A 6,955-nucleotide genomic window follows, 5' to 3' on the forward strand; every position below is an offset into this window, starting at 1 on the left:
AGACCAGGAGCTATTGTTCCTGGTCTTTTTTTGAAAAATTGTTATACGAGAGTAAGGGGATAAAATGGGATTCCGACCAGAAGTAGGAGAAAAAATTAATCTTAATAAAGATGTTTATCGTTTTGAGAAACACCCAGCTGTAATTGGTATTGAGATGCCCTATGGTCAAGAGGGAAGACAAGGAACAGTTTATCAATTACAACAGGAAAATGGTGTAGAACGAATTGCATTAAAAGTTTTTAAGGAACGCTATCGTGAGGAAAAACATCAGCTAGCATTTTTAAAACCACTTTCTTCCCTAGTGGGTCTGAAAGTATGTTCACGCTATATCGTTACTAAAGAAGAACATACATCTGCTATCGAAAAATCAGAAGATCTTGCTAATAGTATTGTAATGCCTTGGATTGAAGGTCCAACTTGGGCTGATATTTTACAAGAACAACGAATGTTATCAAAAGAACAATGTTTCTTTATTGCAGAAGCATTTCTTACAACACTTAAAATGATGGAAGAAAATGAAGTTGCTCATAATGATTTATCGTCTAGCAACGTACTTGTACCTTTTTTAAGTGAAAATGCAATTGAAGGCCAACACAATATCGAACTTGTTGATGTTGAGCAAATGTATGGCCCAAAAACGAAAAGACCGTCATTATTGCCAGCAGGTTCAGCGGGTTACGCACCAAAGTATTTGACAAGTGGAGTATGGCAAAAAGAAGCCGATCGATTTGCAGGTGCTATTTTAATAGGAGAAATATTAAGTTGGTGTAGTGAAGAAGTTCGAAATAAAAAATGGACGGATGCAAGTTACTTTAAAACGGAAGAAATGCAGACAGAATGTGAAAGATATACGTTACTTCAGCAAGTATTACATAATCAATGGAACGGGGAAATTGCAAAATTATTTAAGCAGGCATGGAGTAGTAATTCTTTCGCAGAATGCCCAAGCTTTGCACAGTGGTACGATGTATTTAATAGCGCGAGAGAAATAATAAAAATTGATGCGGAAAGGCAGTCAGCAGAAGAACACTCTCTTTTTGTATCAAAATGTTTGGAAATTGCAAGATTATTAGAAGAGAGAGGATTTAAACAAGCGGCATTATATGAATATAAAATAATTTTCAATTCACTCAATTCATCAACAGCTCTGCAAAAAGAACTCGCATATATCATTCAAACTATGGAGAGTCAAGAGCCTGAAATAAATAATAAAATGGTCCTACAACATTATTTGGAATTAGCTACTGAATTGGAACGAGAAAACAATGCAGCATTTGCTTGTTTCGTCTATTCACGAATCGTACAATTTCCAAACATTGATCAGGCGTTAAAACAGGAAATTGAAAGCATTATTAAAGAGATAGAAGAAGAGCAAGGAACAGAGTCGCAGCAAGAAGTAGCAGCTACAATTACAGTGCCAAATAGCATTCTACAGAGCCGAAAACAAACAAAAAAACAAGTGGAATATGATATAGATGATGAGATTTTAAATGCAAAAGCATCCAATCAACCACTTACAGTAGCACATGAACAAAGTGAACCGTCACCTTTTTCTAAATGGTGGAAAAAGAATAAAAAATGGATTTTGATTATTGGTTCAACTGTAGTGGTTGTAATAGGTGGTTCGACGTTGTTTTATTTCTACACAACAAATGCTAAATATCAAAAGTTTATGGAACAAGCACGACAAGCTTATGATGATAAAAAATATACAAAAGCTGAAGAAGCTGTTGGACAGGCAATTGCTGTGAAGGGTAAAGACGAGGCTTATCTCCAATTAGCAACGATTTACGTTGCTGAAGGAAAAAATAAAATTGCAATCGATTATATTACAAAACTAATAAAAGATAGAGAAATAGATAAAGAAAATAATGAAGCTGCTTATTTATTAGCTTCAGCGAATTTCCGCATTGGGAAATATCAAGAAGCAGTGCAAAATTTTGAACAAGCGCTAGCGAATAATGCAAAAGGAATTGAACCATACAAAAAAGATGCAATGCGAGATTTAGCTGTAAGTCATATGAAAATGAAGGAATTTGAAAAGGCAGAAGATGTTATTGTCAAAATGAGTACGAAAACAAATGAAGATAAAGCAATTGTTTCGTATTTAAAAGGTCAACTATCAACCGCAACTGTACAGTTAGACAAAGCAGAATCTTTCTTTAAAGAAGCTATTATGCAAGATTCAAAGAATGCCATATATACAATTGAACTTTCAAATTTATATGTGCTTTGGAATAAAACAAACCTAATTGATAGTGCGAAGAAAGAAATGAATTATCAACAAGCATCTCACATCTTACAAGTTGCAATTCAAAAAGATATGAAAAATATTGAGTTGTTAAATCAACTAGGAATTGTGTATTACGAAGCGGGCCAATTTTATGAAACGCGAGATGGCGCAAAGAGTACGGCTGCATACCAACAAGCGTTAGAAGCTTACAATAGAGTTGTCGGCAGTGGAACACGCGATATAAATACGCTTGTAAATATAGGGATTTTATACGATAAAGTGGGACAAGGAAATGAAGCAGAGAAGCTTTTCACAGAAGCATACTCACAAAACGATGAAAATCCGCATGTGAATTTTGCATTCGGGATGTTTAAAATTAAACAGAAAAAATATGAGGAAGCAAGTCGCTTCTTAAGAAAAACAGTGCAAGCAAATGAAAATGAATCTGAAGTAAGAGCTGCGCAAGAAAAACTAACAGAAATGAAAACAAACGGTTGGATTCAATAAAGATAGGAAAAGGGGAAAAGGACATGGAGGAAAACAATAATAACTTAGGGAAAAAAGTCGCTATATCAGTAATGTCGGTAGCATTACTAGGAACATCAGGATATCTTGTGTATGACAAAGGCTTTAAGACAGCAGGAAAAGAACAAGTAAAACTAGCAAGTAATACAGAAGAGAAAAAAGATGATCGTATTACAGGGGGCGATTTACAGTCTATGTTCCCGAATTTAGTCGCTGATCCTGCAAAAAAAGATGAAAAACCCGGCGAAAAACCAACTATTAATTTAGCAGACTTAATTGGGAATAATAAATCACCAATTACACCAGTGACGTATAAACCAGATGAAGTATCGGTGGAAAAGAAAGATCCACAAATCAAATTATCGGATGCACCAACTCCACAAAAGTTAGATTTGCCATCTAATATGGGGGGACCTGTGGCGGAGCCAAATAAAAATAATGATAATGCTCAATTACCTACATCCACTGTAGAACCGCCAAAAACTAATACTGGAACAGGAGGAACTGAAACAGAAAAACCAAAACTAGACCCAGAACCAAAACCGGAACCAGAACCAAAACCAAATCCAGAACCAAAACCAGATCCAGATCCAGAACCAAAACCAAATCCAGAACCAAAACCAGATCCAGAACCAAAACCAGATCCAGAACCAAAACCAGATCCAAAACCAAAACCAGATCCAGAACCAAAACCAGATCCAGAACCAACACACCCAACAATTACAGTATCACCAAAAACGGGAGATATTTTAGTTGAGTGGTACGCTGGCAATGGAAAATACTACTCATCTGTTTTCTTTAATGATTTTTATACGAGTCAAAAAGAACTGGATGAAAATGCATTAAATAATTTAACGAACTACTATAGCAAAAAAGAAGACTGGACGCTCGTTAGCCAATTGAATACACCATCAAAATCAAAATCAATAGCTGAACATAAGCTAGCATTAGATAATGTAGAACAAATTCTTACAAGTGGTGAATATTCAAATGAGAGAGCACTATTCTATTTACGTAATCAAATGAATGTACTAAATGAATCGGTTACCACTCAAGAAGAGCTACAAAGATATTTAAGTGAAAATAAGAAGGATTATATTAAATCTGTAGCAGAAAAAGTTTATCAAACAGCAACAAAAGAAAAAAGAGAGTGGTCAAATACAGGGGATGTAGCATCTTTAGAACAAGCATTAAGTAAATTTTATTTAGTTACATCAGTATTTGAAAGCGTAGATCCTACATTAGTAGAAAAAGCGAATCAAGATGTAGAAGATATTTTCAACAAGCTATTACAAGAAGAATTACAGAACCTTAATATCCAAACATCAGTAGTGATGTCTGCAACTGAGACAAAAGAAAAAGCAAGCCCTGTAAAAGAAAAGACTAGCAGTAATGAAGGAAAAGCAGTGAAAGATGTTCCTAGCAGTAATGAAGGAAAAGTAGTTAAAGAAGAAAATGTAAGTGAAAATGAGGAAACAGCTACATCAAGTGAGAAAAATCTAAAAGAATCAATAACTGAAGGTGCCACAAATAACAATAAAACAAATAATGTAGATTCAAGTAATCAAAAAGAAAAAGTGAAATCTGATCCGGCTGAAGAAGCAATTGCTCAAATTGATGTATATTTAAATCCAGCGAATCCACAATATGAAAATGCTTTACTATTAGCAAATCAGTATATTGACGGTGCAACAGGAGAACAAAAAGAAAAATTAGAACAGCAATTTAGTGCGGCTGTAGAGGGACTTCGTGGACAAATTAAAGATTCTAATTTCAAAGTCGAAGATGCTATAAATAAAGCGAATTTATTAGCAAATACGGCAAGAGTAGAAAAATCTGTTCAAGATGAATCTCATAAATTATTAATGCCGCTAATGTTTGAAAGAAAAGCAAACGATGCTGCAAATAAGGGAGAATATTATACAGCGGTATTAAATATTGCAAATGCAATTCGTACAAAGCACCCATTGGAACGCTCAAGAGAAGAAATGGTTAATTATGCGAATAAATTATGGATAGATACAGAAAATGAATGGAATAAAATAAATGGAACGACAGGATGGCAAAGTGAAGTAAGTAAAAACTTATTACCATCATACACATTACTTGCACAGTTAAAAGATATTGATAAAACGATTGGCCAAATTAGTGGTATGAATATGATTGATAATGCATCCAAAAAAATGGAGGGAATTCAACTTATTCAGTTAGCAGGTGATGAAGCAAATAAAAAAGGTCAAACGAGCCTTTATAATGCTTTACATTATTATGGTCAAGCAGCTTCCCGAGGTGTTGTTGACAAAACAGGATTTTCTAATGTAGCTGGTCTTGTAATTAAAGAAGCAAAACAGTTAGAGAATAAGGATGCTTTAAACAACTATCAAATTTTATATAAAACACCAGGAATTGAAGAGCTAGGAATTAAAGATGAAGTAAAAGTGACAATTGAGTATTTGAGTACATTTGAAGCTGCAAAGGTAAGTGGAAATAAAGATACAATTGAAGATTTAGCTTCAGCAATTGAATTAACTTATCGTTCTATGGAATTAGGATATCCAGAAGCAGATGCTAAAGAATGGATGAATACGGTAGCTCTAAAAATGTTGAATAAAGGTGCAGGTTATATGTCCGCAACTGATACGAATAATGCATATAAATGTTTTGAATTTTTAACTCGTGATAAATATGCAAATGCTATTAATGGAGAAATAACGAAACAAGCAAAAAAGAATGTAGAAACAATTAAATCTATGAACGTTAAAAAATAATTAGATTTAATATTCGCCATCTTACTTTGAGTAAGATGGCGAAATTATTTCGCATAAGGAGTGAAGTTCAATGAGTTTACTAGAAATTTGTCCATTAGATGAGGCGTTAGTGGAGGCTTTACAGAATGAAGAAAAAAGAGTTCGTTTTTATGAGATATTACAGAAATCAAATTTGTACGTTGTTGCTTCGGTAGAGGGCGATACAACTGTAGATGAAGAAGGAAATTTGATTTCAACTGAAAATACACAATTGCAAATTCATTATTTTGAAATGGAAGAAGGATTAATGTTACCACTGTATTCTGATTTGAAACATTTAGAAATGGTTATTCCAGAAGAATGTCCGTATGTCTCTATGAATGCAGTTGAATTATTAAAGACGATAGATTTAGAGGCAAATGTAATATTAAATCCAGGAACAAAATTTCAAAAATTATTTGTAAAGGAAGAAATTGAAGCGATTTGTGATAATAGTATTTTTGATGTTTTTTCTAAAGGGGATAAGTAAAATTTGATGCAGTTCTATTCATTTTTGGTATAAAATAGAGGAAGGTGGGAGAAGGTTTGGAAATTAAGGTCAAACCTGAACAACTCGAACAAATTGCCAAAAACATATCAGAGATGCAAACACACAGCCAGACCATACAACAAAATCTCAATCAATCTATGTTTAGTATTCAAATGCAATGGCAAGGAGCAACGAGTCAACATTTTTATGGGGAATATATGAGATCAATGAGACTCATGGAATCTTACATACGTAACTTACAAGTTACAGAAAAAGAATTACGGCGTATCGCTCAAAAGTTTCGTCAAGCTGATGAAGAATATCAAAAGAAACAAAATGAAAAATTGAAAGAAGCCCATAAAAAAGAAAAGAAACATGAAAAATCATGGTGGGAAAAGGGAATAGAAGGAGCAGCTGAATTCATCGGAGTAAATGATGCAATTCGTGCAGTTACCGGTAAAGACCCTATTACAGGAAAAGAATTATCACCAAAAGAAAGACTCATTGCCGCAGGATGGACGCTCCTAAACTTTGTTCCTGTTGGAAAAGTGGCAAGTCTTGCTGGAAAAGGAATAAAGTATGTCGCTTCTAGCTTTGGGAAGACAATTGTAAAAGCAGGAAAAAAACTAGGCGAAGGCGTAACAATGGTAGCTGGAAAAGCAGCTGTCGATGGCATAAAAACAGCCAGCCACAAAGTAAAAGAGGGTGTAAACTTTGTAGCCTCCACAGCAAAAGGATTTGCCGACAAAATCGGAAGCCTATGGAACAAAGGTGCCACAACCGTAAAAACAACTTTCTTGCAAGGGAATGAAAAGATCCAGCACGCAGTAAAAACATTAATGGAGTACAAATGGATCCCAGGCGAGGGAAAAGGCTTCGCCATAGCTGGAGTAGGAAAGGTCTCAGGAGGAGGACAGTATT

At 34.5% G+C, this 6,955-nt stretch carries 4 protein-coding genes; all 4 read left to right on the forward strand.

The genetic code is table 11. The features are described from left to right. Positions 1-64 precede the first annotated feature (64 nt). Positions 65-2,740 carry a tetratricopeptide repeat protein gene (locus PQF83_RS05380; RefSeq protein ID WP_000506918.1) on the forward strand — a complete coding sequence of 892 codons (2,676 nt, stop codon included), beginning with the start codon at positions 65-67 and terminating at the stop codon, positions 2,738-2,740. 23 nt (positions 2,741-2,763) lie between these two features. Then, positions 2,764-5,526: a hypothetical protein gene (locus PQF83_RS05385; RefSeq protein ID WP_000392216.1), complete on the forward strand. Its 2,763-nt coding sequence runs from the start codon at positions 2,764-2,766 to the stop codon at positions 5,524-5,526. 70 nt (positions 5,527-5,596) lie between these two features. Continuing rightward, entirely contained in the window at positions 5,597-6,034 is a 438-nt protein-coding gene (locus PQF83_RS05390; RefSeq protein ID WP_000054422.1) for an SseB family protein, read from the forward strand. A 56-nt stretch (positions 6,035-6,090) separates the two neighbouring features. Next, on the forward strand, positions 6,091-6,955 hold an 865-nt coding region (locus PQF83_RS05395; RefSeq protein ID WP_272792286.1), incomplete at its 3' end, for a WXG100 family type VII secretion target.

It is taken from the genome of Bacillus sp. FF-1 (assembly GCF_028548245.1).
In the GTDB taxonomy this organism is placed as follows: domain Bacteria; phylum Bacillota; class Bacilli; order Bacillales; family Bacillaceae_G; genus Bacillus_A; species Bacillus_A paranthracis.